Annotated in this window: 26 protein-coding genes; 16 read left to right on the forward strand and 10 right to left on the reverse strand. The window is 72.6% G+C overall.

Annotation, left to right across the window (positions count from 1 at the left end; genetic code table 11):
- Positions 1-126 precede the first annotated feature (126 nt).
- Genes Cs7R123_RS05005 through Cs7R123_RS05030 form a run of 6 tightly spaced genes read right to left on the reverse strand, consistent with a single transcriptional unit; the run spans position 127 to position 6,683 of the window.
- Positions 127-1,245 carry a hypothetical protein gene (locus Cs7R123_RS05005; protein WP_212823763.1) on the reverse strand — a complete coding sequence of 373 codons (1,119 nt, stop codon included), beginning with the start codon at positions 1,243-1,245 and terminating at the stop codon, positions 127-129.
- Positions 1,239-2,531 (reverse strand): glucarate dehydratase family protein, encoded by a 1,293-nt coding sequence (locus Cs7R123_RS05010; RefSeq protein WP_212823764.1) that lies wholly within the window; start codon positions 2,529-2,531, stop codon positions 1,239-1,241. Before Cs7R123_RS05010 ends, Cs7R123_RS05005 begins: the two co-directional genes overlap by 7 nt.
- Positions 2,528-3,451: a 5-dehydro-4-deoxyglucarate dehydratase gene (locus Cs7R123_RS05015; RefSeq protein ID WP_212823765.1), complete on the reverse strand. Its 924-nt coding sequence runs from the start codon at positions 3,449-3,451 to the stop codon at positions 2,528-2,530. The genes Cs7R123_RS05010 and Cs7R123_RS05015 overlap by 4 nt, the downstream gene beginning before the upstream one ends.
- Positions 3,452-3,497: 46 nt before the next feature.
- On the reverse strand, positions 3,498-4,346 hold the full coding sequence (locus Cs7R123_RS05020) for a carbohydrate ABC transporter permease (protein WP_212823767.1): 849 nt from the start codon (positions 4,344-4,346) through the stop codon (positions 3,498-3,500).
- Positions 4,346-5,326, reverse strand: a complete 981-nt coding sequence (locus tag Cs7R123_RS05025) for a carbohydrate ABC transporter permease (protein WP_212823769.1) — start codon at positions 5,324-5,326, stop codon at positions 4,346-4,348. The genes Cs7R123_RS05020 and Cs7R123_RS05025 overlap by 1 nt, the downstream gene beginning before the upstream one ends.
- A gap of 28 nt (positions 5,327-5,354) precedes the next feature.
- Complete coding sequence (locus Cs7R123_RS05030) at positions 5,355-6,683, reverse strand: sugar ABC transporter substrate-binding protein (protein ID WP_212823771.1); 1,329 nt, start codon at positions 6,681-6,683, stop codon at positions 5,355-5,357.
- 126 nt (positions 6,684-6,809) lie between these two features.
- Between Cs7R123_RS05030 and Cs7R123_RS05035 the strand changes: the two genes are divergently transcribed.
- On the forward strand, positions 6,810-7,589 hold the full coding sequence (locus Cs7R123_RS05035) for an IclR family transcriptional regulator (protein ID WP_244871618.1): 780 nt from the start codon (positions 6,810-6,812) through the stop codon (positions 7,587-7,589).
- A 41-nt stretch (positions 7,590-7,630) separates the two neighbouring features.
- Here Cs7R123_RS05035 and Cs7R123_RS05040 read toward each other — a convergent pair whose 3' ends face one another.
- On the reverse strand, positions 7,631-8,461 hold the full coding sequence (locus Cs7R123_RS05040; protein ID WP_212823773.1) for an NAD(P)-dependent oxidoreductase: 831 nt from the start codon (positions 8,459-8,461) through the stop codon (positions 7,631-7,633).
- A 244-nt stretch (positions 8,462-8,705) separates the two neighbouring features.
- On the opposite strand from Cs7R123_RS05040, the gene Cs7R123_RS05045 reads away from it, so the two are divergent.
- Complete coding sequence (locus Cs7R123_RS05045; protein ID WP_212823774.1) at positions 8,706-8,948, forward strand: DUF6289 family protein; 243 nt, start codon at positions 8,706-8,708, stop codon at positions 8,946-8,948.
- 55 nt (positions 8,949-9,003) lie between these two features.
- On the opposite strand, the gene Cs7R123_RS05050 is transcribed toward Cs7R123_RS05045, so the two are convergent.
- Positions 9,004-10,203 (reverse strand): cyanophycinase, encoded by a 1,200-nt coding sequence (locus Cs7R123_RS05050; RefSeq protein WP_212823775.1) that lies wholly within the window; start codon positions 10,201-10,203, stop codon positions 9,004-9,006.
- Between the two features lie 257 nt (positions 10,204-10,460).
- Between Cs7R123_RS05050 and Cs7R123_RS40670 the strand changes: the two genes are divergently transcribed.
- From Cs7R123_RS40670 to Cs7R123_RS05080, 6 genes are all read left to right on the forward strand, one after another.
- Entirely contained in the window at positions 10,461-11,882 is a 1,422-nt protein-coding gene (locus tag Cs7R123_RS40670; protein WP_212823776.1) for a pre-peptidase C-terminal domain-containing protein, read from the forward strand.
- A gap of 84 nt (positions 11,883-11,966) precedes the next feature.
- On the forward strand, positions 11,967-12,827 hold the full coding sequence (locus Cs7R123_RS05060) for a MurR/RpiR family transcriptional regulator (RefSeq protein WP_212823778.1): 861 nt from the start codon (positions 11,967-11,969) through the stop codon (positions 12,825-12,827).
- Positions 12,828-12,918: 91 nt separating this feature from the next.
- Entirely contained in the window at positions 12,919-13,866 is a 948-nt protein-coding gene (locus Cs7R123_RS05065) for a transporter substrate-binding domain-containing protein (protein WP_212823780.1), read from the forward strand.
- A 61-nt stretch (positions 13,867-13,927) separates the two neighbouring features.
- On the forward strand, positions 13,928-14,788 hold the full coding sequence (locus Cs7R123_RS05070) for an amino acid ABC transporter permease (protein ID WP_212823781.1): 861 nt from the start codon (positions 13,928-13,930) through the stop codon (positions 14,786-14,788).
- On the forward strand, positions 14,785-15,546 hold the full coding sequence (locus Cs7R123_RS05075; protein ID WP_280517278.1) for an amino acid ABC transporter ATP-binding protein: 762 nt from the start codon (positions 14,785-14,787) through the stop codon (positions 15,544-15,546). Before Cs7R123_RS05070 ends, Cs7R123_RS05075 begins: the two co-directional genes overlap by 4 nt.
- Complete coding sequence (locus Cs7R123_RS05080; protein WP_212823782.1) at positions 15,543-16,700, forward strand: M20/M25/M40 family metallo-hydrolase; 1,158 nt, start codon at positions 15,543-15,545, stop codon at positions 16,698-16,700. Before Cs7R123_RS05075 ends, Cs7R123_RS05080 begins: the two co-directional genes overlap by 4 nt.
- Positions 16,701-16,842: 142 nt before the next feature.
- Here Cs7R123_RS05080 and Cs7R123_RS05085 read toward each other — a convergent pair whose 3' ends face one another.
- Positions 16,843-17,901: a P1 family peptidase gene (locus tag Cs7R123_RS05085; RefSeq protein ID WP_244871619.1), complete on the reverse strand. Its 1,059-nt coding sequence runs from the start codon at positions 17,899-17,901 to the stop codon at positions 16,843-16,845.
- A 148-nt stretch (positions 17,902-18,049) separates the two neighbouring features.
- Between Cs7R123_RS05085 and Cs7R123_RS05090 the strand changes: the two genes are divergently transcribed.
- The 4 genes from Cs7R123_RS05090 to Cs7R123_RS05105 all read left to right on the forward strand — a co-directional run bounded on the left by Cs7R123_RS05090 (position 18,050) and on the right by Cs7R123_RS05105 (position 22,534).
- Positions 18,050-20,275 (forward strand): M4 family metallopeptidase, encoded by a 2,226-nt coding sequence (locus Cs7R123_RS05090; protein ID WP_212823783.1) that lies wholly within the window; start codon positions 18,050-18,052, stop codon positions 20,273-20,275.
- A 122-nt stretch (positions 20,276-20,397) separates the two neighbouring features.
- Positions 20,398-20,865 carry a hypothetical protein gene (locus Cs7R123_RS05095; protein ID WP_212823784.1) on the forward strand — a complete coding sequence of 156 codons (468 nt, stop codon included), beginning with the start codon at positions 20,398-20,400 and terminating at the stop codon, positions 20,863-20,865.
- Between the two features lie 649 nt (positions 20,866-21,514).
- Positions 21,515-21,955 (forward strand): DoxX family membrane protein, encoded by a 441-nt coding sequence (locus Cs7R123_RS05100; RefSeq protein WP_212823785.1) that lies wholly within the window; start codon positions 21,515-21,517, stop codon positions 21,953-21,955.
- A gap of 189 nt (positions 21,956-22,144) precedes the next feature.
- A complete protein-coding gene (locus tag Cs7R123_RS05105) occupies positions 22,145-22,534 on the forward strand; it encodes a DUF2237 family protein (RefSeq protein WP_212823786.1) in 390 nt (129 codons plus the stop codon).
- Between the two features lie 10 nt (positions 22,535-22,544).
- Here Cs7R123_RS05105 and Cs7R123_RS05110 read toward each other — a convergent pair whose 3' ends face one another.
- The gene (locus Cs7R123_RS05110; protein WP_212823787.1) at positions 22,545-22,784 is read right to left on the reverse strand and encodes a hypothetical protein; all 240 of its coding nucleotides are present in this window, start codon (positions 22,782-22,784) and stop codon (positions 22,545-22,547) included.
- A gap of 189 nt (positions 22,785-22,973) precedes the next feature.
- Between Cs7R123_RS05110 and Cs7R123_RS05115 the strand changes: the two genes are divergently transcribed.
- Genes Cs7R123_RS05115 through Cs7R123_RS05130 form a run of 4 tightly spaced genes read left to right on the forward strand, consistent with a single transcriptional unit; the run spans position 22,974 to position 26,861 of the window.
- On the forward strand, positions 22,974-24,233 hold the full coding sequence (locus Cs7R123_RS05115; RefSeq protein WP_212823788.1) for a flavin-dependent oxidoreductase: 1,260 nt from the start codon (positions 22,974-22,976) through the stop codon (positions 24,231-24,233).
- The gene (locus tag Cs7R123_RS05120) at positions 24,230-24,718 is read left to right on the forward strand and encodes a MarR family winged helix-turn-helix transcriptional regulator (protein ID WP_212823789.1); all 489 of its coding nucleotides are present in this window, start codon (positions 24,230-24,232) and stop codon (positions 24,716-24,718) included. The genes Cs7R123_RS05115 and Cs7R123_RS05120 overlap by 4 nt, the downstream gene beginning before the upstream one ends.
- Positions 24,715-26,397 carry a CocE/NonD family hydrolase gene (locus Cs7R123_RS05125; protein WP_212823790.1) on the forward strand — a complete coding sequence of 561 codons (1,683 nt, stop codon included), beginning with the start codon at positions 24,715-24,717 and terminating at the stop codon, positions 26,395-26,397. The genes Cs7R123_RS05120 and Cs7R123_RS05125 overlap by 4 nt, the downstream gene beginning before the upstream one ends.
- The gene (locus Cs7R123_RS05130; protein WP_212823791.1) at positions 26,394-26,861 is read left to right on the forward strand and encodes a DUF3237 domain-containing protein; all 468 of its coding nucleotides are present in this window, start codon (positions 26,394-26,396) and stop codon (positions 26,859-26,861) included. The genes Cs7R123_RS05125 and Cs7R123_RS05130 overlap by 4 nt, the downstream gene beginning before the upstream one ends.
- Positions 26,862-26,892: the final 31 nt, after the last annotated feature.

Here is a 26,892-nt window from a genome sequence, read left to right on the forward strand (position 1 = left end):
CGACCCGGCCGCCTTGCGTGCAGTTTCAGGGAAAGTGCAGGAATCGGACCGCGAATTCACGCACTTTCCCCGAAACTGCACCCTCCGTGCCAGGGCGGGCGGCAGCGGCGGCGGGACGGGTGGGGGTCAGGGGCGGAAGTGCCTGGTCAGGGTGGCGAGGTGGGGTTGGCGGTCCGCGGGGGCCAGGCCGAGGTGGTACAGGCTGAGCCGGGCCGCTCCGGCGTCGCGCAACCGGGCCACGTGGTCGGCGAGGTGGTCGGGGTGGGCGGGCGGGAGCACGGTGACGTAGGCGTCGACCGTGGTCTGCCCGGCCAGCGCCGACACCAGCCCGGCGGTGGCCGGGTCGGTCGGCCAGCACGGCACCAGCACGTTGTCCACCTTGGACAGCAGCTCCGGCGCCAGGCCCGGCGAGGGCCCGGCCGCCCACGGGTCGGGGTGGCCGTGCAGGGTGATCGCGGCGTTCGGGGCCTGCTCCCGTACCGCCGCGAGGACGCCGTCGATCAGCTCGGCCGTCGCCGACCGGCGGACCGCGAGCAGCTCGGCGCCCAGGTCGTCGGGCAGCCAGGACCCGGTCTGGATCGACTCGCGCAGCGCGGCCGCCACGCGGGCCGGATCGAGGCCGCGCAGGGTCCAGGCCGTCGCGCAGGCGTCGCAGCAGCAGACGCTCAGCGCCCGCTGGACCAGCGGCGGGAACGCGCCGTCGGTCTTCTCGTGGCAGCCGACATGTGCCACGCCCATCTGCCCGGCCGACTCCAGCGACACGCCGCCGACCGGCAGCCCGCGCAGCGCCTCGGCCGCCAGCACCGCGCAGTGCTCGCGGACCTGCGGCTGCGCCGGGCACAGGGCGTAGGAGTAACGCTCGCCGAAGCAGTTGCGCACGGTCAGGTCGGGGTGGGCCAGGCCCAGCCGGGTGCTGTGGGCCAGCACGATCCACGCGTTGACCGCGATCCCGGCCGCCCGCAGCACGGCGACGGCCTCGGCGGCCGGGTCCTCGTGGCCGGGCAGCCAGTCCGGCGCCTGCGGCACCAGCCGCCGCCCGGCCCACGCCTGCTCGCGTACGGGCCGGTAGAGCGCGGCATACCGGGCGTCGACCAGCCGGCGCGACGGGTGCAGCGGGGTCGCCGCCCGGGTCGAGTGGTACGTCACCGCCAGCGTCACCGCGTCCGCCCCGGTCTGTTCGAACCGGTCGGTGAACCCCGGGTCGCCGAGCACGTCCCAGGGGAAGGCGTGCACGCTGGTCACCATCGCGGCCTCCGCTTGGTGTACTCCGGCTCGAAGAGCTGCCGGTACGACGTGTCGTCGCGTTCCCGGACGGCGCAGCGCAGGTAGTCCTCGTGCAGCCGGGCGAGGGCGTCGCGGTCCAGGCTGACGCCGAGGCCGGGGGTGTCGGGCACGGTGACCGCGCCGCCGGTGATCGGCAGCGGACGTTCGAGCACGTCCACGCCGCACTGCCACGGCGTGTGCGTGTCGGCGGCGTAGGTCAGCTCCGGCAGGGCCGCGCCGAGCTGCGTCATCGCGGCCAGGCTGATGCCCAGGTGGCTGTTGGAGTGCATGGACACCCCGACGCCCCAGGTGCGGCAGATCGCGGCGAGTTCGGCGCTGCGGCGCAGCCCGCCCCAGTAGTGGTGGTCGGCCAGCACCACGCCGACGGCGCCCTGGGTGAACCCGGGCGGGATGTCGGCGGGGCTGACCACGCACATGTTGGTGGCCAGCGGCATCGGCGCGGCCCGCGCGACCTCGGCCATGCCGGGGATGCCGGGCGTCGGGTCCTCCAGGTATTCCAGCAGGCCTTCGGTCTCCCGCGCGACGCGGATCGAGGTCTCGACGCTCCAGGCCGCGTTGGGGTCCAGCCGCAGCGGCAGGTCGGGGAACGCCTCGCGCAGGGCGCGGATCGCGGCGATCTCCTCGTCGGGCGGGAAGACGCCGCCCTTGAGCTTGATCGAGCCGAAGCCGTACGCGTCGATCAGCTGCCGGGCCTGGGCGACGATCCCGGCCGGGTCGAGTGCGGCCGGATACGGGTCGTCGACCGGCGGCAGCCCGCCGACCAGCGACGGGGGCCCGTCGGCGGCCGGGTGGGCGGCCCACTTGTAGAACAGGTACGCCGAGAACGGCACCCGCTCACGCACCCTCCCGCCGAGCAGGTCCGCGACCGGCCGCCCGGTCAGGTGACCCTGCAGGTCCAGGCAGGCGACCTCGAACGGGGCGAACACCCGCAGCGCCGTCTTCTGCGGGCTGGAGCCGCCGGTCAGCCCGTGCCGGTCGGGCGAGTCGGCGCCGCCCAGCGCCTGGCACACCCGCCGCCACAGCCCGTTGGTGTCGAACGGGTCCAGCCCGACCAGGGTCGGCCCGGCGGCGCGCAGCAGTTCCAGGTGCGGGGCGTCGCCGTAGGTCTCCCCCAGCCCGATCAGGCCGTCGCCGCAGCGCAGCTCGACGACGGCGCGCAGCGCCCACGGCTGGTGCACCCCGGCGGAGTTGAGCAGCGGCGGGTCCGGGAACGCCACCGGCGTGAGCACGACCTCGCGGATCCTCATGCGGCGGCCTCGGCCAGCACCGCGCGGCCGCGCGCGATGATCGCGGCGAGCTCGGCCTCGTGCTCGGGGGTGACGTCGACCAGCGGCGGGCGCACGGGCCCCATCGGCTGGCCGTCCAGCCGCGCCCCGGCCTTGACCAGCGCGACGGCGTAGCCGGGGACCCGGTCGCGCAGGGTCACCAGCGGGAGGTAGAACGCGGCGATAAGGCGGGCGACGAGGGCCTGGTCCCCGGCGCGTACGGCACGGTAGAACGCGGTCGCGATGTCGGGGGCGAAGCAGAGCACGGCCGAGGAGTAGCTGTCGACGCCGATCGCCTCGTACGCCTGGACCGACATCTCGGCGGTGGGCAGTCCGTTGAGGAACCCGAACCCGGCCGCGCGCGGGTGGCCGGACTGGCGTACGGCGGTGACCAGGCGCAGCATCGCGTCGACGTCGCCGCGCCCGTCCTTGATCCCGGCTACGGTCGGGATGTCCAGCAGCGCCACGGCCGCGGCCGGGTCGAGCACCGCGTTGGCGCGCTGGTAGACGGTGATCGGCAGCGCGGTGGCCGAGGCGACGTAGCGCACGTGCTCGACCAGCCCGGCCGGGGTCGAGGAGACCAGGTACGGCGGGAGCAGCAGCAGCCCGGCCGCGCCGCACGCGGCGGCGATCTGCGCGAACTCGCGGGCCTGCTGGGGCCCGCCGCCGCAGCCCGCGAAGATCGGCAGGCGGCCGTCGGACACCCGCACCGCGGTGGCCACGACGTCGCGGTACTCGTCGGCGGACAGGGCGGTGAACTCGCCGGTGCCGCAGGCGACGAACAGCGCGGTGGGGGCGGCGGCGATCTGGCGTTCGACGTGCTCGGCGAAGACCGCCAGGTCTACCTTGTCGTCGCCGGTGAACGGGGTGAGCGGAAACGAGAGCAGCCCCTGCAGGCGCATGGTGGTTCTCCTCGGTGGTGGCGGTGCGGACTTTCGGGTGGCGGCCTCAGCCCTTGACGGCGCCGGAGGTGAGGCCGCGCATGAACTGGCGCTGCATGGCGATGAACGCGAGCACGCTGGGCAGCAGGGCCAGCAGCGCGGCGGCGAGCAGGACGCCGATGCCGACCTGCTCGTCGGAGCGCAGCGTGCGCAGGGCCAGCGGCAGGGTGAACTGCTGGGCGTCGGTGGCGACCAGCAGCGGGAGCAGGTACTGGTCCCAGATCATGGTGAAGCCGAAGATGCCGACGACCCCGAGTGCGGGACGGCACAGCGGCAGCACCACCGACCAGAACACGCGCAGGTCGCCCGCGCCGTCCAGGCGCGCCGCCTCCTCCAGCTCGACCGGGATCTCCTTCATGAACTCGGTCATGACCAGGATGGAGAACGCCCACGCGCCGACCGGGATGATCATGCCGAGCAGGGTGCCGGTGAGGTTGACCCGCGACAGCACCAGCGACAGCGGGATCGCCAGCACCTCCTCGGGCAGCATCATCGTGGAGAGCACCAGCAGGAACACCAGCTTCATCAGCGGGAACGTCTTGCGGGCCAGCGAGTACGACGCCGACACGCTGACCGCGATCTGCAGCAGCAGTCCCCCGCCGACGACGATGAACGAGTTCGCCAGGTAGCCGAGCACGCCCCGGTCGAAGGCGCGGGTGAAGTTGTCGAGGGTGAACCCGCCGCCCGACACCAGCGAGGTCGGGTCGTTGACCTTCGTGAACGCGCCGATCATCAGTGCCAGCAGCGGCCCGGCGAAGACGATGACGAGCAGGCCGTACACGATCGTCTTGACCAGCAGGGCCAGCGGGCCGCGCCGGGCGGTGAAGCCGAGCGCGCTGTCGAATCCGGAGGCCATCACGCCACCTTCCGTTCCGCGCGGGACCGCAGCAGGCGCACGACCAGGGTCAGCAGCACGGTCGCGGCCAGCAGCAGCATCGATCCGGCGGCGGCGACGCCGAGTTCGCCGCGTTCCAGGCCGAGCTTGTAGATCAGGGTCATCATGACCTCGGTGGCGCCGTTGGGGCCGCCGTTGGTGAGCAGGAAGATCTCGGTGAACACGCGCAGCCCGCGGATCGCGGCCAGGGTGAACAGGATCGCGAAGACCGGCCGCAGCGCGGGGAACGTGACGTGCCACAGCCTGCGGGCGACGCTGGCGCCGTCGACGGCGGCGGCCTCGTACAGGTTGCGGTCGACCCCGGCCAGGCCCGCCAGGAAGATCATCATGTCGTACGGCGCGCCGCGCCAGATCCCGACGGCCATCACGCTCAGCAGCGAGCTGTCCTGGCTGTTGAGGAACTGCGACGGTCCCATCCCGAGCCAGCCCAGCACGGTGTTCACGGTGCCGTCGGGGGCCGGGTAGTACAGGATGCGCCACACCTCGGCGACCACCGCCATCGCCACGACGGTCGGCAGGAACACGGCGGTGCGGACCACCCACAGGTGCTTGGCCGAGCCCTCCAGCAGCAGGGCCAGCGCCATCCCGAGCAGGATCGAGCCGCCGGTCTGGCCCACGGCCAGCACCGCCGTGTGGCCGATCGCGGACAGGAAGTCCTCGTCGGTGAGCACCTGGGTGTAGTTGTCCAGCCCCACCCACCGGTCGCCCAGGTACGGCCGCACCTCGTGCAGGCTCATCGCCACGGCCTGCGCCATCGGCCAGAACTTGAACAGCGCGAAGATCGTCAGTGCGGGGGCCAGGAACAGCCACGGGCTAAGCGCGCCCGTCAGGTCGAGGCGGCGGCGGGGCCGCGGGGCGGGGTCCGGCGGCGGGGCGCTGCGCCCTGCCTGCCGGCCGGGGCGTACGGCCGTGGCCGCCGCCCCGGAACCGGTGTGCGACATCAGCGGCTCCAGCCTCCGAGCGGCCGCGTCATGCGCCCGCTCCCTGCTTCTTCAGCTCGGCGCCGAACTCAGTGGCCAGCTTGGCCAGCTCCGCCTTCGGGTCGGAGGCGCAGTTCGAGACGATCGCGTTGAGCGCCTCGGCCGACGCGGTGCGGAACGGGGTCCACTCCGGCACGACCGGCGCGTAGCGGCCGACCTCCTTGTACACCTTGTCGAAGACCAGCCAGCGGGCGTCGGTGCGGACCTTGGCCAGGTCGATGTTCTTGTTGACCGGCAGCCGGACGACGTTGCCGTCGGTGTCCCCGGCCATGCCGATGGTCTGCCCCTGCTCGCTGATCAGGAACTCGGCGAAGCGCTCCTGCCCGGCGGGGTTGGCCGAACCGGCCATCAGGTAGACGTTCTCGCCCTCGGCCAGCGACGCCGACTTTCCGCCGGGCCCGGCGGGCAGCGCGACGACCTCGTACTTGTCCTTGCCGAGGCTCTTGTCGAACCGCGCCATGTTGTACGGCCCGGTGAAGTAGACGCCGCCCTTGCCGGTCTCGAACAGGGGGTGCGCCTGGGTGGTCTCGGCCGTGACCGCGCCGGGTACGACGCTCTTGGCGGTGCAGAACTGGCTCTTCAGCCACGTCGCCGCGCCGACCGCCTGGTCGGAGCCGATCGCCGGGGTCAGGCTGCCGGGGCTGCCACTGAAGTAGTCGGCGCCCGACGCCCACAGGAAGCTGCTGAAATACCAGTCGAGGTAGCCTCGCTTGGTGGAGCCGGGGATGACGTACCCGTAGGTGTCGGCCTTGCCGTTGCCGTCGGGGTCCTTCGTGGTGAACGCGGTGGCCAGCGCGTCCAGCTCGGCCCAGCTCGTCGGCTGGGCCAGGCCCAGCCTCTCGCGCCAGTCCTTGCGGATGAACAGCGCGAACGACTGCGCCGAGAACGGCACCGCGTAGAGCTTGCCGTCGGCGCCCCTGGCCGCGTCCCACGAGGCCGGGGTGAGCTGGTCGCCGCCGGCGATGTCGGCCTGGTTCACGTCGCGCACCAGGCCCTGCTTGACCAGGGTGCCGAGCTGGGCGGTGTCGTTGACGACGATGTCGGGCAGCTTCTTCTGCGCCGCCGCCTGCTGCAACTTGGTCTCGAAGTCCTCGAACACGGCCGTGACCCTGGTCGGGACGCCGGTGGCCGCCGTGAACTTCGCGGCCAGGTCCTGATGGGTCTTCTCCGTCGGCGAGCCCGGGGGCTTGCGGACCCAGATCTCCAGCGGCGCCTTGCTGTCGGCGGCCGGCTGGTCCTCACCACAGCCGGTCACGGTCGCCAGCGCGAACGTGACCGCCAGCGCCGCCACGAGCCTGGTCGCTTTACGACTGAGCATCGGACGCTGCCTCCTGTCTACATATGTGGACGGCTTCTTGTCTTGTGCAAGTGGTGCATCGACAAGTTAGCGTCCGCTACTATGACCGTCAACACTGCTGAAACAATTCGCGTGGACGGTGGACCCATGACGTCAAGCCAGTCCGACAGCTCGCTGGTCAAGTCAGCCGAGCGCACGGTGCGCATCCTTGAGACGCTGGCCGCGTCGCCGAGGCGGCTGAGCATCTCCGAGCTTCAGGAGCTCATGGGGTACCCCCGCAGCAGCCTCCATGCCCTGGTCCGGACGTTGCGCGAGCTGAAGTGGGTGGAGGCCGACGACAGCGGCTCGACGTTCGGCGTCGGCCCGCACGCCCTGCTGTCCGGCACCGCCTACCTCGACCGCGACCCGGCCCTGCCGCACGTGTACGAGGCCCTCGAAGACCTGCGCTCGGAGATCGGCTACACCGTGCACTACGCCCGCCGCGACGACGGGCACGTGCTCTACCTGGGCAGCCGCGAGTCGCGCGACGCCGTGCGCGTGGTGTCGCGGGTCGGGCGGCGGCTGCCGGCGCACCTGACCGCGCTGGGCCAGGCGCTGCTGGCCGAGCTGACCACGGTCGAGGTGGACAAGGTGCTGCCCGACGAGCTGGAGGCGTACACGCCGCGCACCGTCACCGACCTGGCCGCCCTGCACGAGGAGCTGGCGCGGGTGCGCGACCGGGGCTGGGCCGCCGAGCACGAGCAGGGCACCACCGGCGTGGCCTGCGTCGCCGCGCCGGTGCACTACCGCATCCCGGCCACCGACGCGATCAGCTGCTCGATGCCCGCCGAGCTGGCCACCGAGGCCGAGGTCGCGCGGGTCGCCGCGGCCGTGGTCCGGGCCGCCGGCGCGCTGGCGGGCACGCTGCGCCGCCACGGCATCCGCTGACCCGCGGGGGCGGCCCGCCGGGCCGCCCCGTCATCGCGCCGTCAGTACGCCACCCCCAGCGGGATCTCGCACCACTGGCCGCCGACCCGGGTCAGCACCGGGTCCTTGTCGAAGTCGGGCTCGCCGTGCTGGGCGATCAGCTCCTGCGCGAACACCTCCGCGTCGTCGACCGGGTGGTAGCCCAGCGCCTCGCCCTCGGCCAGCGACCACCAGCGGCGGGTGTTGCGGCTGATCCCCCACACGATCCGGAACCCCGGCGACGGTACGGTCAGGCACGCCTCGACCAGGCGCACCCCGTCGTCGGGCGACAGCCACAGCGCCAGACCGCGCAGCCCCGGCGGCTTCGGGAACCACAGCCCGATGCGCAGGCAGACCACGTCCATGCCGAACCGGTCGGCGTAGAGCTGCCCGCAGGACTCCATCGCGACCTTGCTCCAGCCGTACAGGGTGTCGGGGCGGCCGGGCAGGTCGGCGGGGAGCAGGCCGTCGGCGCCCGTCTGGCCCCGGTCCTGGAACCCGGCGGCGTGATTGGACGAGGCGAGCACCAGCCGGTTCACCCCTGCGGCGCGGGCCGCCTCCAGCAGCTGGTACGTGCCGAACATGTTGGACTCCAGCACGTCGCGCACGTCGGACTCGCGGCTCTGGCCGCCCAGGTGCACCACCGCGTCCACCCCGCGCAGCGCGTCGGCCAGCACGTGCGGGTCGGTCAGCGAGCCGATGACCACCTCCTCGCGGGCACCGCCGCCGTCGTCGGGCAGCGGCGCGGGCGGGCGGATGTCCAGCAGCCGCAGCACCCGGTCCGGGCGCCTCATCCCGGTACGCAGCAGCGTGGCGACCTTGCCGGCGCCGCCAGTGATCAAGATTCGCTCCATGGCCAGCAGCATAGCCAGCCCGCCACCGCCCAGCCAAGATGCAACCTACCGTCCACATACGTGGAAGCGAACGCGGGCGGGGGCGGGGGCGGGGGCGGGCGGGCCTATCGGACAGTTTCGGGGAAAGTGCTGGAATCCCGGCCAAGATTCCAGCACTTTCCCCGAAACTGTCGGACCGGCGCACGAGACAGCAGACATCTGCGTATCTCGATGTATGATGCTGTTCCCCCAGTTTGGAGGCATGATGCGCAGGTCACGAACCGTCAGTCGGATCGCCGCCGTCGCCGCGGCCGCGTGCCTGGCCCTGGTCGGCACCGCGGTGCCCGCCCACGCCAACGGCACCATCACCTTCGTCGCCTACTTCAGCGACGCCGCCCACAGCAACCTCGTCGGCGGGTCCACGTTCAGCGAGTGCCCCGGCGATCCCAGCTACCACTGGGGCGCCTACACCTCGTACTACACGATCGAGTCCGAGCCCTGCCCCTGACGCGTCCCGGCACGGGGTGGGCCGCCAGGTGCGGCCCACCCCGCATCACCGCAGGTCAGGCCTGGGTTATCCGGACGCCCAGGCCGCGGAACGCCACGGCGGTGGTGCCGTCGGCCGTGTAGGCGGCGTAGCCGCGCCCCTTGGCGAGGGTCACCGCGAAGCGCGGGCCGGTCTGCCGGGAGTAGCCGGTGACGGTGCGGGCGGCGGACCCGGCCAGCCGCAGCGCGAGCGCCGTGGCGACGTCGTCGCCGAGGACGTCGTCGCCGCCCTCGATCGCGGCCGGGCCGGCCGGGCGCAGGTCGCGCAGCCCGGCCGGGGCGTGCTCGTGCCAGGTACGGGGCCGGTAGTCGAAGCGCGCCGTCAGGTGGCTCCAGCGGATCCCGTCGCGCAGGTCGAGGATGTTGACGCCGCCGGTGCCGAGCACGCGGCCGCGCTCGTCGGCCCCGCCGGGATCGGTGACGAGCAGCGCGGTGTCCGGGTCGAGGCCGTAGACGCGGTCGTGGCCGGTGGTGGCGGCGAGCGTGACGGCGCGGCCCAGGCGGGCGTACGCGGAGAAGTGCGTGTCGATCAGCCCCGAGGTGAGCAGCCCGAACCCGCCCGCGGGCCAGTAACCGCTCGCGTCGGGGTCGTCGAAGTAGCCGGGGTGGCTGCCGTCGCGCAGGGCGTTGTAGCTCTCACCGCCGGTGACCATGTCAGCGCCCTGCTGGATCTGGGCACCCGCGCTGGACCCGGCGACCACCGCGCCGCAAGCGTGGCGCCGCCGGATGGCGGCCATGACCAGCGTGTCGGTGTGGGCGTCGCCGTGCAGCAGCGTGGTGACGTAGCGGAACTGGTCTCCGCCGCCGAAGAAGAACCCGGTGCACCCCGCGGCCAGCGCGGCGACGGCCGGGTCGTCGGCGGCGGCGACGTTGTCCAGGTCGACGGGGATCCACACCGCGTCGCCGGCGCCGTGCGACAGCAGCAGGTCGCGGTAGAACGTGCCGTTGGCCTCGCTGTTGCTGGCGTCCGGGGTGCCCGCGTCGGGGTCCTGGCTGGGCGGCACCGACGCGGCGGTGAGCACGCCGATGCGGGCCCGGGGCCCGCCCGCACGCCGCACGATCTCGCCGTAGACGTCGGTGTTGTCGTCGGCGAGCGCACCGCCGACGAGGATGAGCGGGCCCTTGCGGCCGGCGGCGCCGGCGGCGGTGGCGGGTCCGAACGCGGTGAGTGCGGCGGCGCCGAGGGCGCCGGCCAGCACGGAACGTCGATGGGTCATGGGAATGCCTCCCGGCGGGGGGAAGGCTCCGCCCGTCGCAGCGTGGTGGGGTTCCGACGGCGGGCGGAGCCGGTCTGGGGTGACACGCACGCCCGGTGGGGCGATGGGAGGCGACGTTACAAGAGGCCGAACTCTCCGTCTAGATGTAATGAATGTTACAGTCTTGTAAGTAATAGAAAATACAGATGTACAGATCTAGAGGCGGCTTGTACTGTGCGGTACATCACAGCGTGGTGGGACTCTCGTGAGGAGAAACAATGCCCCCTGTTCCCCGCCTAGCCGCCGCGACAGCCCTCGTCGTAGCGGCGTCCACTCTGGTCGCCACCCCCGCCCACGCCGCCGTGACCCGCGTCCGGCAGGGCAGCACCACGGACGTCAGCCGCAGCAGCTGGAGCGGCCCGGCGTTCACCATGAACGGGTCGGGCGCGATCATCCCGGCCACCATGACCAAGGCCATCGACGCCATCCGGGGCGGCACCGGCAGCATCGACGTCGTGGTCCTGGCCGGATCGGCGCCCACCTCGGGCAGCAAGACCCCCGAGTGTGACGCGATCACCGCACTGTCCGGGGTCAACTCGTGCACGACGCTGACCCTGACCGCGACGAACGACGGCAACAACAGCCAGGTCAACACCGACATCCGCAACGCCGAGTTCGTCTACTTCGCCGGCGGCGACCAGTGCCGCTACGCCGCCTGGAAGACCACGTCGCTGCGCGCGTCCGTGCAGTCCGTCATCACCAAGGGCGGCGGTTCCGGCGGCGGCAGCGCGGGCCACCACATCAACAGCGCGATCGTGTACGACGCCTGCAACGGCAGCGTCCTGTCCTCGGAGGCGCTGGCCAACCCGTACGACGGCTACATCAGCTTCACCACCGGGATGTTCAGCTGGCCGAACTACGCCAACACGATCAACGACTCGCACTTCGTGACCCGCGACCGGATGGGCCGGACCATGGCCTTCGTCGCCCGCGCCATCAAGGACGGGCTGACCACCGGGGGCGCGGCCTGGGGCGTCGGCGTCGAGGAGGGCGGCTCGCTGTTCATCGACGCCGCGGGCAGGGCGACACTGTCCGGCGCCGACGCGTACATCGTGCTCGGTGACCACCAGCCGGAGAAGGCCGTCTCCGGGCAGCCGCTCACCTTCAGCAACTACAAGATCTGGCGGCTGACCAGCGGGCAGAGCTACGACTTCGCCAACCGGCCCACCTGCGGCTACTACCTGCGCAGCGTCACCGGCGGCGTCGCCGACGCCAACCTCTACAGCGGCACGCCGGTCACCACCTGTCCCCCGCCCGGCGGCGGGGGCGGCGGCTCCAGCTACACCGAGGTGGAGGCCAACAACTCCCGCACCACCGCCAACAGCATCGCGGGCCTGACCTACCCGGCCGCCGTCACCGGCAGCATGGGCAGCACCTCCGACCGCGACTACTTCGCCACCACGCTGAGCAGCGGCCAGACGATCACCGTCGACTGCGCCGTGCCAACGGCCTACGACGCCGACCTGTACCTGCTCGACAGCGGCGGCAGCACCCTGGTGCGCTCGGTCAACAACGGCGCCGGGATCGACGAGTCGCTGTCGTACACCCGCACCGCGTCCGGCAGCGCCACCGTCTACGTCGAGCTGGAGGCCTACTCCGGCTCCGGCTCGGCCGCCTACACCTGCACCGTCGCCAAGTGAGACCCGCGGGTTCCGCCCGGCACCCGCCGGGCGGAACCCGCCGCAGCGCACCCGGCTGGCTACGCTGTGCCGCGGAGGTGGCAGATGACCGCAGTGGAGCACGGCGTCGCAGGAATGATCCACGCGAGGCTGGCCGAGTGCAGCCCGGCCGAGCGCCGGGTGGCCCGGGTGCTGCTGGCCGCCTACCCGACGGCGGCGCTGGAGACGGTGGCGGTGCTGGCCGAGCGGGCCGGCGTCAGCGGTCCGACGGTGCTCCGGTTCGTCAACCGGCTCGGCTTCCGCGGCTACCCGGAGTTCCAGAAGGCGCTGCGCGACGAACTGTCCGAACGCGACACCTCGCCGCTGGCCGCGTTCACCGCCGAGCCGCCCGCCGCACCCGGCGGGGCGCTGGAGCGCGCCCGCCGCGTGCTGCCCGCCGCCGTCGAGGCGACCCTGGCGGAGCTGCCCGAGGCCGAGGTGGAAGCGGCGGTGAAGCTGCTGGCCGACCCGCATCTGCGGGTGACCGCGCACGGCGGCCGGTTCTCCGGGCTGCTGGCGCACTACCTGGTGATGCACCTGATCCAGGTGCGCGGCAACGCCCGGCTGCTGCCCGCCGGGCAGGTGGAGCGGGCCGGGGCGCTGGCCGAGCTGGGCCGCCGCGATCTGCTGGTGCTGTTCGACTACCGCCGCTACGAGCAGCCGACGCTGACCATCGCGCAGGCGGCGCGGGAGCACGACTGCAAGATCATCCTGCTCACGGACCGGTGGCTCTCGCCGATCGCGGGCGTGGCCGACGTGGTGCTGCCGAGCCGGGTCGACTCGCCGTCGGCGTACGACAGCTTCGTGCCCACCGTCGCGGTGCTGGAGACGCTGATCGACGGCATGATCGCCCGCCTGGGCGCGGCCGCGGGCGAACGACTGAGCTCGATCGAGACCGCCGCGCAGCGGTACGGGTTACTCGACTGACCTCTTCGTTACATCAAAACGTAACTTCCACTTTTCTGTAATAGCTATTACATTCCCCGGTACTGACGTCACGTCGACCGGGAGGATTCCCATGCGCCTGCGCCGTATCGCGCTCGGCACCGCCGTCCTGGCCACCGCCCTCGCGGCGGCGGCCTGCGGCACCAACGACAGCGCCGCCCCCACCAGCTCCGCTGATAACCGCACCGTCACCGTGACCATCGACGGCGCCGGAGCCGTCACGACCGACCCGAAGCTCGCCGCCAAGGTCCCCGCCGACTGGCGCGCCAAGGGCACCGTCACCGTCGCCACCAACGCGCCGTACCAGCCGTTCATCGACTTCCAGAGCGAGGGCGACACCACGAAGTTCAAGGGCCTGGACTACGACCTGGTCCAGGCCGCCTCCGCCCGGCTCGGGCTGACCCCGCAGTGGAGCCAGCAGCCCTTCGACGGCCTCGTGCCCGGACTCCAGGCCGCCAAGTACGACATGATCGTCGGCGGTGTCACCGACAAGAAGGCCCGCCAGGAGGTCGCGACCTTCGTGGACTACTCCGCGTCGGGCACCGGCTTCCTGCTGCTCAAGGACAACCCGCTCGGCATCGACGACGTCGCCGACCTGTGCGGCCGCACCGTCGGCGTCCAGAAGGCCAGCAACCAGGCCAAGAACCTGGCCGAGTACAGCAAGGCCAGCTGCGGCGGCAAGGACATCACCGTCAAGGAGTACCCGGAGAACCCGCAGGCCGTGCAGGCCCTGCTCGCCGGGGCCGTCCAGGTCGTCGCCGCGACGAAGGTCAACCTGATGGACACCCAGGCGCAGCTGGCCGACAAGGTCGTGGTCGCCGGTGACAGCGCCAACCCCAACGGGTGGCTGGCCAGCCCCAACGGCTTCGGCTTCCTCAAGTCGCACCCCGACCTGGCCGGGGCGTACCAGGCCGCGCTCCAGTCCCTGGTCGACGACGGCACCTACGGCAAGATCCTGGCCCACTGGCAGCAGCAGGCGATCGGCCTGGTGACCATCACCGTCGACAAGGCCATCGACTGACCGACGCCCGCCCCGGGCGGGGCGCGCCGCCGCGCCCCGCCCACCACCGGAGAGCCCCCTCATGACCACACCGAACCGACCGGTCAAGGCCGTGCCGGTGCGCCACTACGGCCGCTGGATCGCCGCGGCCGCCGTGCTCGCCCTGGCCTACCTCTACGCCACCACCGTGCTGGCCAGCCCCAACCTCGAACCGCACACCATCGGCGCCTACCTGTTCAAGGACTTCGTCCTCGACGGCGTACGCACCACGCTGCTGCTCACCGCGCTGTCCATGGCCTTCGGCGTCGCCGGAGGCGTCCTGCTGGCCGTCATGCGGCTGTCGGACAACCCCGTGCTGCGGGCGGTCGCCGCGGCCTTCGTCTGGTTCTTCCGCGGCACCCCGCTGCTGGTCCAGATCGTCTTCTTCGGCTTCCTGGGCGCGCTGCTGCCCCGGCTGACCCTCAGCGTGCCGTTCACCGGCATCGTCCTGTTCGACCAGCCCACCAACGCCGTCATGGTCGGCATCGTCCCGGCCGTGCTCGCCCTGTCCTTCAACGAGATGGCCTACGCCGCCGAGATCGTGCGCGCCGGCATCCTGTCCGTCGACCCCGGGCAGACCGAGGCCGCGTACGCGCTGGGCATGTCCCCCGCCCTGAGCATGCGCCGCATCGTGCTGCCGCAGGCCATGCGCGTCATCGCGCCGCCGATGGGCAACGAGGTCATCACCATGCTCAAGTCCACCTCCCTGGTGTCCGTCATCGCAGGACGCGACCTGATGACCGCGGTGCAGACCGTCTACGCCCAGAACTACAAGGTCATCCCGCTGCTGTGCGTGGCCGCGATCTGGTACCTCGCGCTGGTCAGCGCCCTGTCGGTGGTGCAGTGGTTCGTCGAGCGCCGGTTCGGCCGGGGCCACCGCCCCGTCGTGGGAGGAATCCGATGACCGCCATGATCGAGGCCGAGGGCGTACGCAAGAGCTTCGGCCACCTGGAGGTGCTGCGCGGCATCGACCTGGCCGTCGCCCTCGGCGAGGTCTGCTGCCTGCTCGGCCCGTCCGGCTCCGGCAAGTCCACCTTCCTGCGCTGCGTCAACCACCTGGAGACCGTCACCGCCGGGCGGCTGCGGGTCGACGGCGAACTCGTCGGCTACCGCCAGCGCGGCGACCGCATCCACGAGCTGCGCCCCCGCGAGATCGCCGCCCGGCGCCGCGACATCGGCATGGTGTTCCAGCGGTTCAACCTGTTCCCGCACCTCACCGCGCTCGGCAACATCATGGAGGCGCCGGTCCGGGTGCTCGGCGAGTCCCGCGCCGCCGCCCGCGAGCGCGCACGGGCCCTGCTCGACCGGGTCGGCCTGGGCGACCGGGCCGACGCGTACCCGGCCATGCTCTCCGGCGGCCAGCAGCAGCGCGTGGCCATCGCCCGCGCGCTGGCCATGCGGCCCAAGCTGATGCTGTTCGACGAGCCCACCTCCGCGCTGGACCCCGAGCTGGTCGGCGAGGTCCTGGACGTCATGCGCGGCCTGGCCGCCGAGGGCATGACCATGCTCGTGGTCACCCACGAGATGGGCTTCGCCCGCGAGGTCGCTGACACCGTCGTCTTCATGGACGGCGGCGCGGTCGTCGAGTCCGGCAGCCCGGCGCAGGTCCTGGGCGCGCCGACGCAGGAGCGCACCCGAGCCTTCCTGGCGAAGGTCCTGTGAGCCGCGCCCCGGCCCCCGACGCGCTGCTGGCCGCGGCCGGCCGCCGCTACCCGGCGTTCCTGGCCCGGCTGGCCGAACTCGTCGCCGTCGACAGCGGCTCGCGCCACCTCGGCGGCCTGCGCGAGGTCGCCGAGCTGGTGGGCGGATACTGCCGCGAAGCCGGGCTTACGGTCGCCCGCGTCCCGGTCGCCGACGGCGGCGAACCGCTGGGCGAGGCGGTGGTCGCCCGGCTGGCCGGGTCCGGCACCCACCGCGTGCTGCTGGCCGCGCACCTGGACACGGTGTTCCCGCCCGGCACCGCGGCCGACCGGCCGCTGACCGTGGACGGGGCCGCGGGCCGCGCCTTCGGCCCCGGCGTGTGCGACGACAAGGGCGGGCTGCTCGCCGGGCTCGCCGCGGTCGAGACGCTCACCGCCCTGGACGCGACCGGGTTCGGCGAGGTCGTCCTGGTCGCCACCCCCGACGAGGAGATCGGCTCCATCGGCAGCAGGCCGCTGCTGGCCGAACTCGCCGCGCAGGCCGACACCATCCTGTGCCTGGAGTGCGCCCGCGACAACGGCGACCTCGTCTCGGCCCGCAAGGGCGTCGCGGACGTGGAGATCGACCTGCACGGGCGGGCCGCCCACGCCGGGATCGAGCCCGAACGCGGCGCCAACGCGGCGCTGGCCGCGGCCCGGCTGACCGTCGCGTTGCAGGCCCTGCCCGGCGTCAACGTCGGCATCGTGCAGGCCGGGACCCGCGCCAACGTGGTCGCCGACCGGGCCCGGCTGGTCGTCGACGTCCGCGCGACCGACCCGGCCGCCTACGACGCCGCGCTGGCCGACATCACCCGGCTCACCGCGCGGCCGCTGGTCGAGGGGGTCACCGCGCGACTGCGCGTGGTCGCGCCCACACCGCCCTGGCCGGGCGGCCCGGGGACGGTCGCGCTGCTCGACATCGCCGCGCGGGTCGGCGCGACCCTGGGTATCGCGGTCTCGCACGCCGCCACCGGCGGCTGCGCCGACGCGAACCTGCTGGCCGCCTCCGGCAAGCCGGTGCTCGACGGGCTGGGCCCGGTCGGCGGCGGCGACCACGGCCCCGACGAATGGCTCGACCTCGGCAGCGTCGTGCCCCGGGTCGCGCTGCTCGCCGGGCTGATCAGCAGCCTGCCCTGACTCCCGGTGCCGGGGGCGGCCGCGCAGGCACGCGCCGCCCCTGGCACCGGGAACGACACCGGCTTCCCCTCCGGCGACGGCAGCCGGGCCGGGCGGAGAACTGAGCGCGCCGACGGCACGGCCCGCCGACCGTCATCCGAGGTCAGTGACCGCGGCCCCGGCCCAGCAGGTTCAGCAGGCGGTCGTGCGGCACCGCGAACTTGACGCGGCCCCGGAACCCGACGGTGGTACGCGCCATGAACAGCGAGTTCAGCAACGCCTCCTCCACCGCTTCCTGCACCGCCGCGAACACCGGCTCCAGCTCGGACTCCGCCGCCGCCGGGCCGTCCACCTCCGCCGTCGACAGGGCCAGGGCGTAGTCGCCGCTGCCACCGGCGAAGTCGGAGCCGACCCGCCCCATCGCGAACACCGCCCGCCGCGCCACCCGGCCCAGTTGCCGGGCGTCGAACCGCCCGTCGGTGGCCACCACGATGACGCACGAGTTGCCCGGATGCTCGGGAACGTACGGCGGCAGCGGCGGCCCCGTCGGCACTCCGACCGCCTCGCGGGGCACGGGCACGCCCAGCACCCGGAGCACCCCGGAGAAGTTGGCCTGCACCAGGACGCCGACGGTGACCGGGCCGCCCCGCGTGGCCGCCAGCCGCGAGGCGGTGCCGATGCCGGCCTTGAACCCGAGCGCCGCCGTCCCGGTCCCCGCCCCCGCCGCGCCTTCGGCGGGCAGGCCGCCACGGGCCGAGCCCAGTGCGTGCAGGACGTGCTCGGCCCGGATCGGGCGCGCCCGGATGTCGGACAGGAAGCCGTCGTTGGTCTCGGCGACCAGCGGGTTCAGCGACTGGACCATTTCGCGGCCCGGCTGGGCGAGCACGTGGTCGAGCAGCGCGTCGGCGGCCCGGAACACCGACAGCGTCGCGGTCAGCACGACCGGGGTCTCGATCTCGCCGAGTTCGACCACCTGTGTCGACCCGACCAGCTTGCCGTAGCCGTTGCCGACGTACAGCCCGGCGGGCAGGGAACTCCGGGTGGCCAGCTGGTCGGGGACGATCGCCGTCACGCCGGTGCGGATGTCGGCGCCCTCGACCAGCGTGGTGTGGCCGACCCGGATGCCGGGCACGTCGGTGACGGCGTTCAGCGGGCCCGGCGGCAGCTCGCCGACGACGATGTCCAGCTCCCGCGCGCGGCGGGGTTCCTGCGATGCTTCCACGCCCTCATCCTGCCCGGTCCCCGGGCGCCGTCGGCCCCGTAGCCAATCAATCGTCTTTCGTCAATATTTACAATCGTCGCTCAATTCGATAAGCATAGCCTGCCATCGATTAGCTCATGGCAGTCGACGCAGTTCGGAGAGGACACTCATGAGACGTACCCTCGCGGGCGCAGCCGGCGCACTGTTGCTGGCCGCCCTGCTCACTCCCCTGTCGGCCGCCGCGTCAGCGGCCGCACCCACCGGTGCGCCGACGCTGGCCGCCACCGCCGGCGCCGCGCTCGCGCAGCACCTCGACGTGATCCACGGGACCGCGGCCGAGACGTACACGGTCGGGCGCACCATCGCCGACCCCAGCGGCGCCGGACACGTCCGCTACCAGCGCACCTACCACGGCCTGCGCGTGTACGGCGGCGACCTCGTCGTGCACACCGCCCCCGGCGGCGCGTTCGCGGGCGCCGACACCGGCCTGACCGCCCCGCTCACCCTCGGCGTCCTGCCGAAGGTGACCGCGAGCGCGGCCGGCGCGAGCGCGGCCAAGGCGTTCACGGGCACGGTCACCTCGGTCGGCTCCGCCGAACTGTTCGTCGACGCCAGCACCCCGGCCGCGCCCGCGCTGGCCTGGGAGACGGTCGTGCGCGGGTGGGCCCGCGACGGGCAGACCCCCTCGGTGCTGCACGTCATCACCGACGCGCGCACCGGCGCGGTCCGCGGCAGCTTCGACGAGATCGAGAACGTGCTGGGCACCGGCAACTCGATGTACTCCGGCACCGTCTCGATCGACACCACGCTGACCTCGTCGTCGCCGGTGACCTACTCGCTGATCGACCCGTCGCACGGCAACGGCCGGGTGTGCAGCATGGGCGGCGGCACCGGCACCAGCTGCACCGTCATGACCGACGCCGACAACGTTTGGGGCAACGGCTCGGCCAGCAACACGCAGACCGCCGGGGTAGACGCGCACTTCGGTGCCGCCAAGACCTACGACTACTTCAAGAACGTCCACAGCCGCTGCGGCATCTGGGGCGACTGCAACGGCGTCGTCTCGCGGGTGCACTACGGCAGCAACTACGTCAACGCGTTCTGGGACGGCACCCAGATGACCTACGGCGACGGTTCGAGCAACCTCAAGCCGCTGACCGCGCTGGACGTCGCCGGGCACGAGATGAGCCACGGCGTCACCGAGGCCCTGGCCGGGCTGGTCTACGCCAACGAGTCGGGCGGCCTCAACGAGTCCACCAGCGACATCTTCGGCAACATGGTCGAGTTCTACGCGGGCGTGGCCGCCGACCCGGGCGACTACAGCGTCGGCGAGAAGATCGACATCTTCGGCACCGGGCAGCCGCTGCGCTACATGTACAACCCGCCGCTGGACGGCGCGTCGTACGGCTGCTGGTCCTCCGCTGTCGCCGGCGCCGACCCGCACTACTCCTCCGGCGTCGGCAACCACTTCTTCTTCGACCTGGCCGAGGGCACCGGCGCCACCGCGTACGGCACCAGCCCGGTCTGCGGCTCGGCCCCGGCCGTGGTCGGCATCGGCCGCGCCAAGGCCGAGAAGATCTGGTACCGGGCACTGGACGTGTACTTCGTCTCCAGCGAGACGTACGCGCAGGCCCGCACCCACACGCTGGCCGCCGCGGCCGACCTGTACGGCTCCTGCTCGACCGAGTACAAGGCCGTGCACGCGGCCTGGGCCGCGGTCGCCGTCACCGGCGCCGACCCGTGCGTCACGGGCCCGACCGCCGGCAGCCTCGTCTGGCTGCGCGCCGACGCGGGCGTCACCAGCAGCGCGGGCAAGGTCAGCAACTGGGCCGACCAGAGCGGCACCGGCCACCACGCCAGCATGACCGTCGCCGCCCGCCAGCCGAGCCTGGTCAGCAGCGTCGTCAACGGCAAGCCGGTGATCCGGTTCGGCGGCAGCCAGTCGCTGAGCCTGGTCACCATCAACCCGACGGCGTTCACGGTGTTCGTGGTGGGCAAGAACTCCAACCCCGCCGAGTCGTACAGCATGATCCTCGGGCCGGGCGGCAACAACGCCAACAACCAGCTGCGCTGGGAGAGCGGCACCAAGTCGCTGGTGTACGGGTCCAACGGCCTCGGGACCACGACCAGCACCATCGGCAACACCCGGGTCTTCCACGACCTGGTGATCCGGTATGACGGCAGCACGCTCAAGGTCTACCGCGACGGCACGCTGTACAGCTCCACCGCCGTGGCGGCCAGCGGCGGGTGGTCGATCAACCAGATCGGCGCCTACTACTCGTCCTCGTTCATGCTGGGCGACCTCGCCGAGCTGCTGGTCTACCCCAGCGCCCTCAGCGACACCGACCGCACCACCAATCAGAACTACCTGAAGTCCAAGTACGCCCTGCCGTAACAGCCGTGGTGCGGTCCGGCGGCACAGCCCCGCCGGACCGCACCCCGCCCGCCTGCCCACTGACCAGCGGCAGTCGCGAATCCGTCATGGCACAGCACGGGTGGCGAACCTACCGTCAGGGCATGCGTCGACTGACCTCAGCACTCGTCTGCACCGGACTCGCCGCGGCGACCCTCGTGGCCGCCGCCCCGGCCGCCGCCATGCCCGCGGGCGACCTGACCATCCACCGCGCCGGAACCTGCGAGTGGTACCAGGACTCCGGCGCCAACCTCTGGATCGCCCCAGTGCTCGCCGCGAACTGGACCGGCAAGATCTTCCCGAGCAACGCGTTCAACATGCGCTCGAACTACGGCAAGCGGACGGCGGGCGGCCCGGTCACCTCGGCGGCCCCGTTCCGGTGGGCGATCGGCGGCGAGCCCACCGCAGGCAACTCGTTCCTCGGCCACACCGTGCTGCTCACGGCCGCCATCGACCCCATCAACACCGTGTACGAGCTGGACGAGTCCAACAACACCACCGTGATCACGGTCCTGGTCCCGGCCACCCCACCCCCCGCCACCGGCACCGTCCTGACCATCCCCTGCTCCTGACCCCCTGCTCCCGACCCCCGCCCCGCCCGCCACCCCGCGGGCGGGCCCATCCGCTCCCGCTCCCGCTGCCACTGCCGCTGCCGCTGCCGCTGCCGCGCGTCGGCGCTTCCGCTGCCGCGCGTCGGCGCTTCCGTGATGATCGCCGTTTGCGGTCAGGGTCAGCGTTTGCAGAGGACGTAGTGACCGAGAACAGCGATCTTGGGCACCCAAGGGCTGAAGATCAGCAGCTTCGGTCCGAAGGCCACCTTCTGCGCGGCGTCCTTACGGGGGTGTGCGCCCGGTGATCGTCGTTGTCGGTCAAAAGACGAACAGGCGGCCATGTTCATGACCGCAAACGACGATCACGCCCCGGCACACCCCGGCCCGAACGCCCACCATGACCCGGCCACCGCGCGGCGACCACGCCCCCAAGATCGGCCAAGTTGCCGGGCAATCGGGCGATCGAGGCCCCAAGATACGCCCAGTTGCCCGGCAACTTAGCCGATCCTGGAACGCCCCACGCGCTCTACGCGCCCCACGCGCTCTACGCGCCCCACGCGCGCTGCGCGTGCAGCGCGCCCCGCGCACGTGCCGCAGGTCACCAATCTTGTCGTTGACAAGTTTGGGTGTGTGACGCAATCTTGTCAGTGACAAGATTGGAGAACACGACATGGCTCCCCTCATCGCCCTGATCGCCGGTTCCGTCGTGCTGCGACTGCTCGGACTGGCCGGAGTGGACGCGCTCGACGCCTGGCAGCCCGCCCTGCGCGGTGGACTCGCCCTCATGTTCGTCGTCACCGGCGTGGTCCACTTCGTCCCGGCGTACCGGCGCGACATGATCGCGATGATCCCGCCGCGCCTGCCTGCCCCCGGCCTGCTGGTGACCCTCACCGGCGTGCTGGAGCTGGCCGGGGCCGCCGGGCTGCTGATCGCCCCGCTGGCCCGCCCGGCCGCGATCGGCCTGGCGCTGCTGATGGTCGCGATGTTCCCGGCCAACGTCTCGGCCGCCCGGCGCGGGCTCAGCCTCGGCGGCAAGCCGGTCACCCCGCTGCCGCAGCGCACCCTCCTGCAGCTGGTCTTCCTCGCAACGGCCGTCGCCGCCGCCGTCTGAGCACCGTTCGCGCGTACCGTCGCCGACTGAGAGCCGCATCGCACGCCGCCGTCTGAGCACCGTTTCGCGCGCACCGTCGCTAGCTGAGCACCGTTTCGCGCGCACCGTCGCCGGCTGAGAGCCGCATCGCACGCCGCCCGCCGCCACCTGGCGGCGGGCGGCTTCGTCACGGATGCGACGCTTGTGGACATGACCGATCGCAACGTGCTGGGCGGCGAGCTCGAACCGTGCGGGACCGACCCGATGACCGGCTTCTACCGCGACGGCTGCTGCAGCAGCGGACCGGACGACTTCGGCAGCCACACCGTCTGCGCCGTGGTCACCGCCGAGTTCCTGGCCCACCAGCAGCGCATCGGCAACGACCTGAGCACCCCGCGCCCGGAATGGCACTTCCCCGGACTGCGCCCCGGCGACCGCTGGTGCGTGGTGGCCGTGCGCTGGCTCCAGGCCTACCAGGACGGGGCGGCCGCGCCGGTGGTGCTCGCCTCGACCCATGCGCGCGCGCTGGAGGTCATCCCGCTGGAGGCGCTGCGCCAGCACTCGGTCGACGTGCCGCCGGACCTGGCCACGCTCCAGTAGGCCCGGCGGATCAGCGCCCCGGGCGCAGCACGGGCAGCACGGGCAGCACCCGGCCACCGAGGTCGCCGATCGTGTCTGCGACCTCGGCCGGGCTGCCGGCGGCCTCGACCATCAGCACCAGTCCCCGCACCCCGGTGGCCTCGACGGCGCGGTGCAGCCGCTCGGCGGCGTCCGGACCGGACTCGGCGTACGCGTCGAGCATGGCCCGGTGCCCGGCCGAGTCCTCGTGCACGCCTGGCAGCAGCGGCACGCCTCGGGTCGCCGCCGTACGCGCGAGAGCGGCTGTGCAGTGCTGTGGCGACGGGACCGCACGGCCGCGAACGTAGGGCGGTCAACTGCCGCCGAGCCGGGCCGGCACGATCACTGGGATTTCCACTCGCCGCTTGACATGAATTGGTTTTGTTCCAAAACTACTTTCATCCGAGCGGAGCGGGGACATATGACGATCGTGATCGCCGGCGCCGGCATCGGCGGCCTCACCGCGGCGCTGAGCCTGCATGAAGCCGGCCTGAGCGACATCCGGATCTACGAGCGCGTCGTTCGGCTCCAGCCGCTGGGGGTCGGGATCAACCTGCTCCCCCACGCCGTACGCGAGCTGACCGAACTCGGCCTCGGGGAGCAGGTCGCCCAGCTCGGCGTCGCGCCGAGCGCCCTGGCCTACTTCAACCGGTTCGGTCAGCAGATCTGGAGCGAGCCACGGGGCCTGCAGGCCGGGTACCGGTGGCCGCAGGTGTCGCTGTACCGGGGCCGCCTGCAGGCGGCACTGCTGGACGCGGTGACCGAGCGGCTCGGGGCCGACGCGATCCGCACGGGTCACCGCCTGGTCGGAGTCGAGCACGGCCCGGACACCGGCACCGCCTGTTTCGACACCGTCGGGGGTGAGGTCCGGGTCGAGGCCGAGGTGGTCGTCGGGGCTGACGGCATCCACTCGGCGCTGCGTCGCCAGCATCACCCGCACGAGGGCGCACCCCGCTGGAACGGCCTGACCCTGTGGCGCGGCACCGCCCGCGTACCGGCCTACCTGGACGGACGAACCATGATCATGGCCGGTGACGGGGAGCAGAAGTTCGTGGCCTACCCGGTCGGGCCGCCTGACGCCGACGGGCACTGCCGGCTCAACTTCATCGCCGAACGCCGGCAGGACGGCACCTCCGAGCAGAACGCCGACTGGAACCGGGCCGTCGACCCCGCCCCGATCATCGACCTGTTCGCCGGCTGGCGCTTCGACTGGCTCGACATCCCGGCGGTCATCGCCGCCGCCGACCAGATCCTGGAGTACCCGATGGTCGACCGCGACCCTGTCGACCGGTGGACGTTCGGGCGAAGCACCCTGCTCGGCGACGCCGCCCATCCGATGTACCCCAACGGCTCCAACGGCGCCTCCCAGGCGATCATCGACGCCCGGACCCTGGCCTTCCACCTGGCGACCGCGCCGACCGTCGCACAGGCCCTGACCGCGTACGAGACCGACCGGCGCCCGGCCACCAGCGCGCTGGTGCTCAGCAACCGCCGCCAGGGCCCGGAGCAGGTCATGGTGCTGGCCCACGAACGCGCCCCGGCGGGCTTCGCCGACATCGGCGACGTCTTCGCCCCAGGCGAACTCGCCGAGATCGCCGCCTCGTACAAGCGCGCGGCGGGCTTCCATCCCGACGCCCTCAACGAGCGGCCGTCGCTGACCCCGCCGCGGACGGCCCGGTGAGCGCCCTCGACCCGGCGAAGCTCGCCGCGGTCATCTCCCCGCTGCGGCGCACCCTGCTGGCCGCCGCGCGAGCCGCCGAGCACCTGCCCGAGATCCCCGACGCACAGATCGAAGTGATCCGCGCGCTGCCCCGGGGCACTTCCGCCACCCCTGGCGAGCTGGCCGTCCGGCTCGGCCTGAGCCGGCCCACGGTCAGCAACCTGCTGCGCGCCATGGACACCGCCGGGCTGATCACCCGCACCCCGAGCGACACCGACCGCCGCCAGGTGAGCATCGCGGCGTCCGCCACGGCACTGGACCTGTTCGAACGGTTCGACCGCGCCGGCACGGCCCTGGTCGCCGACGCCGCCGCGACCCTGCCCGACAGCGACCGCCAGGCTCTCGCCGCCGCCCTGCCCGCTCTGGAGCGGCTGCGCGACGCCATCACGGCCCAGCGCCTGGCCCGCGCGACAGACCCCGCCCCCGAACCGGAGGACCAGCGATGACCAGAAGACTCGGACGCCTGTCACGGTGGCTGCAGAACAGGTCACTGCCCGGCCTGACGCCCGGCCCGTACGCCGTGGAGGTGAGCGCGAAGCAGCGCATACCGATGGACGACGGCGTCGAGCTGCTCGCCGACCTGTTCACACCCGTCGGCACGGTCGCCCCGGCGCTGCCGACCATCGTGATGCGCTCGCCGTACGGGCGACGTGCCTTCGCCACCCAGGCCGGCGCGCTGGCGCGGGAAGGCTTCACGGTCCTGATCCAGAGCTGCCGCGGCACGTGGGGGTCGGCGGGGGTGTTCACTCCGCAGGTCGACGAGCAGCGCGACGGTATCGCCACCCACCGGTGGGTGCGCCGCCAGCCGTGGTTCACCGGCGTGGTGGCCACCTATGGGCCGAGCTACCTGGGGTACACGCAGTGGGCGGTGGCCGGGCGGATGCAGCGCGACGACCCCGACAACGCGCCCGACGCGCTGTGCCTCATCACGACGATGCCCGACTTCGGCGCGATCACCTGGGACAACGGCGCGTTCTCGCTGCGCAATGCGCTCGGCTGGTCGCAGATGATGGACTGGATGGAACGCCGCGCCTTCCACCGGCTGATCCTTGAACAGCTGCGCGGCACGCCCAGACTCCGCCGCGCCTTCGAGGTGCTGCCGCTGCGCGACGGCGACACCGCCGCCGCCGGGCGCCCCATCCGCTGGTACCAGGACTGGCTCACGTTCGAGAAGCTCACCGACGACTACTGGACCGAGCAGTCGCACACCGCCTCGGTAACCGACGTGACCGCACCCGTCTACATGATCACCGGCTGGTACGACATCTTCCTGCCCTGGCAGCTGCGCAACTACGCCCAGCTCGCCGCAGCCGGGCGCCCACCCCGGCTGACCATCGGACCGTGGGGCCACGTCTCGCCCGGCATGGGCGTGCCGGCCGTCGGTGAGTCGGTCGAGTTCCTCAAGGAGCACTTCACCGGCGCAGCAGGTGACCGGGCAATGCCGGTACGCGCGTTCCTCACCGGCGAGCAGCGCTGGCACGACCTGCCGACCTGGCCACCGCCGGGCTCCGCCGCCGCGCCCTGGCACCTGCACGCCTCCGGGCTGCTCGACCCCGCCGCCCCCGACGGCGGCGTCACCGCCTACACCTACGACCCGACCGACCCGACCCCCGCCGTCGGCGGCCCCAGCCTGGAACGCGACTGCGAACCCGTCGACAACGCCGTCCACGAGACCCGCGCCGACGTCGCGGTCTTCCGCAGCACCCCGCTGGAGGCCGCCGTCGTGCTCGCGGGCGAGCCGGTGGCCCGGATCCGGTTCCGCTCGTCGCAGCCCACCGCCGACGTGTTCGTACGGATCTGCGACGTGCACCCCGACGGCCGGTCGATGACGGTGTGCGACGGCATCCGCCGCATCGGCAGCCCCGGCACCGCGGCCACCGACCCCGGTCCCGACGGCGACGGCTTCGTCGAGGTCGACGTGCCGCTGTGGCCCGCGTTCCACCGCTTCGACGCCGGGCACCGCATCGGCGTGCAGGTCAGCTCCGGCGCGCATCCGCGCTACGCCCGCAACACCGGCATCGGCGAGCCCGCCGCCACCGCGACGGTCACCCGGGTGGCCGAGCAGGAGATCTCCCACGACACCGCCCGCGCCTCGCGCGTCGACCTGCCGGTGTGGCAGCCGTGACCGGCGCACTCCCCGTGCCGGGCCTGGCCCCGGCGTTCGACGTCGCGGTCCGGCTCGGCCGGCTCGAAGACCACGGCATCACCCGCGCGGGGCATCGCCGGGTCGTGCCGATCGTCGGCGGACGGGTGTCGGGCCTGTTCGCCGCGCAGATCCTGCCCGGCGGCGCGGACTGGCAACTCGTCCGCCCGGATGGCGCCGTAGAGATCGACACCCGCTACACCGCGCGAACCCCCGCCGGGGAGTACGTCTACCTGCGCACGTTCGGGGTCCGCAGCGGCCGGCCCGAGGTGCTGCAGGCGTTGCTGCGCGGAGACCCGGTCGACCCGTCGGAGTACTACTTCCGCATCGGCGTCCAACTGGAGACCTCCGCACCGACGCTTGTCGAACTCGAGCATTCGATCTTCGTAGCCGCCGCGGTCCGCGACGCCGACCAGGTCCGTTACACCGCCTACCGGGTCACCTGAGCGGGGCCGGCATCGACCGGCCCGGCTGTGG

It is taken from the genome of Catellatospora sp. TT07R-123, assembly GCF_018327705.1.
In the GTDB taxonomy this organism is placed as follows: Bacteria; Actinomycetota; Actinomycetes; order Mycobacteriales; family Micromonosporaceae; genus Catellatospora.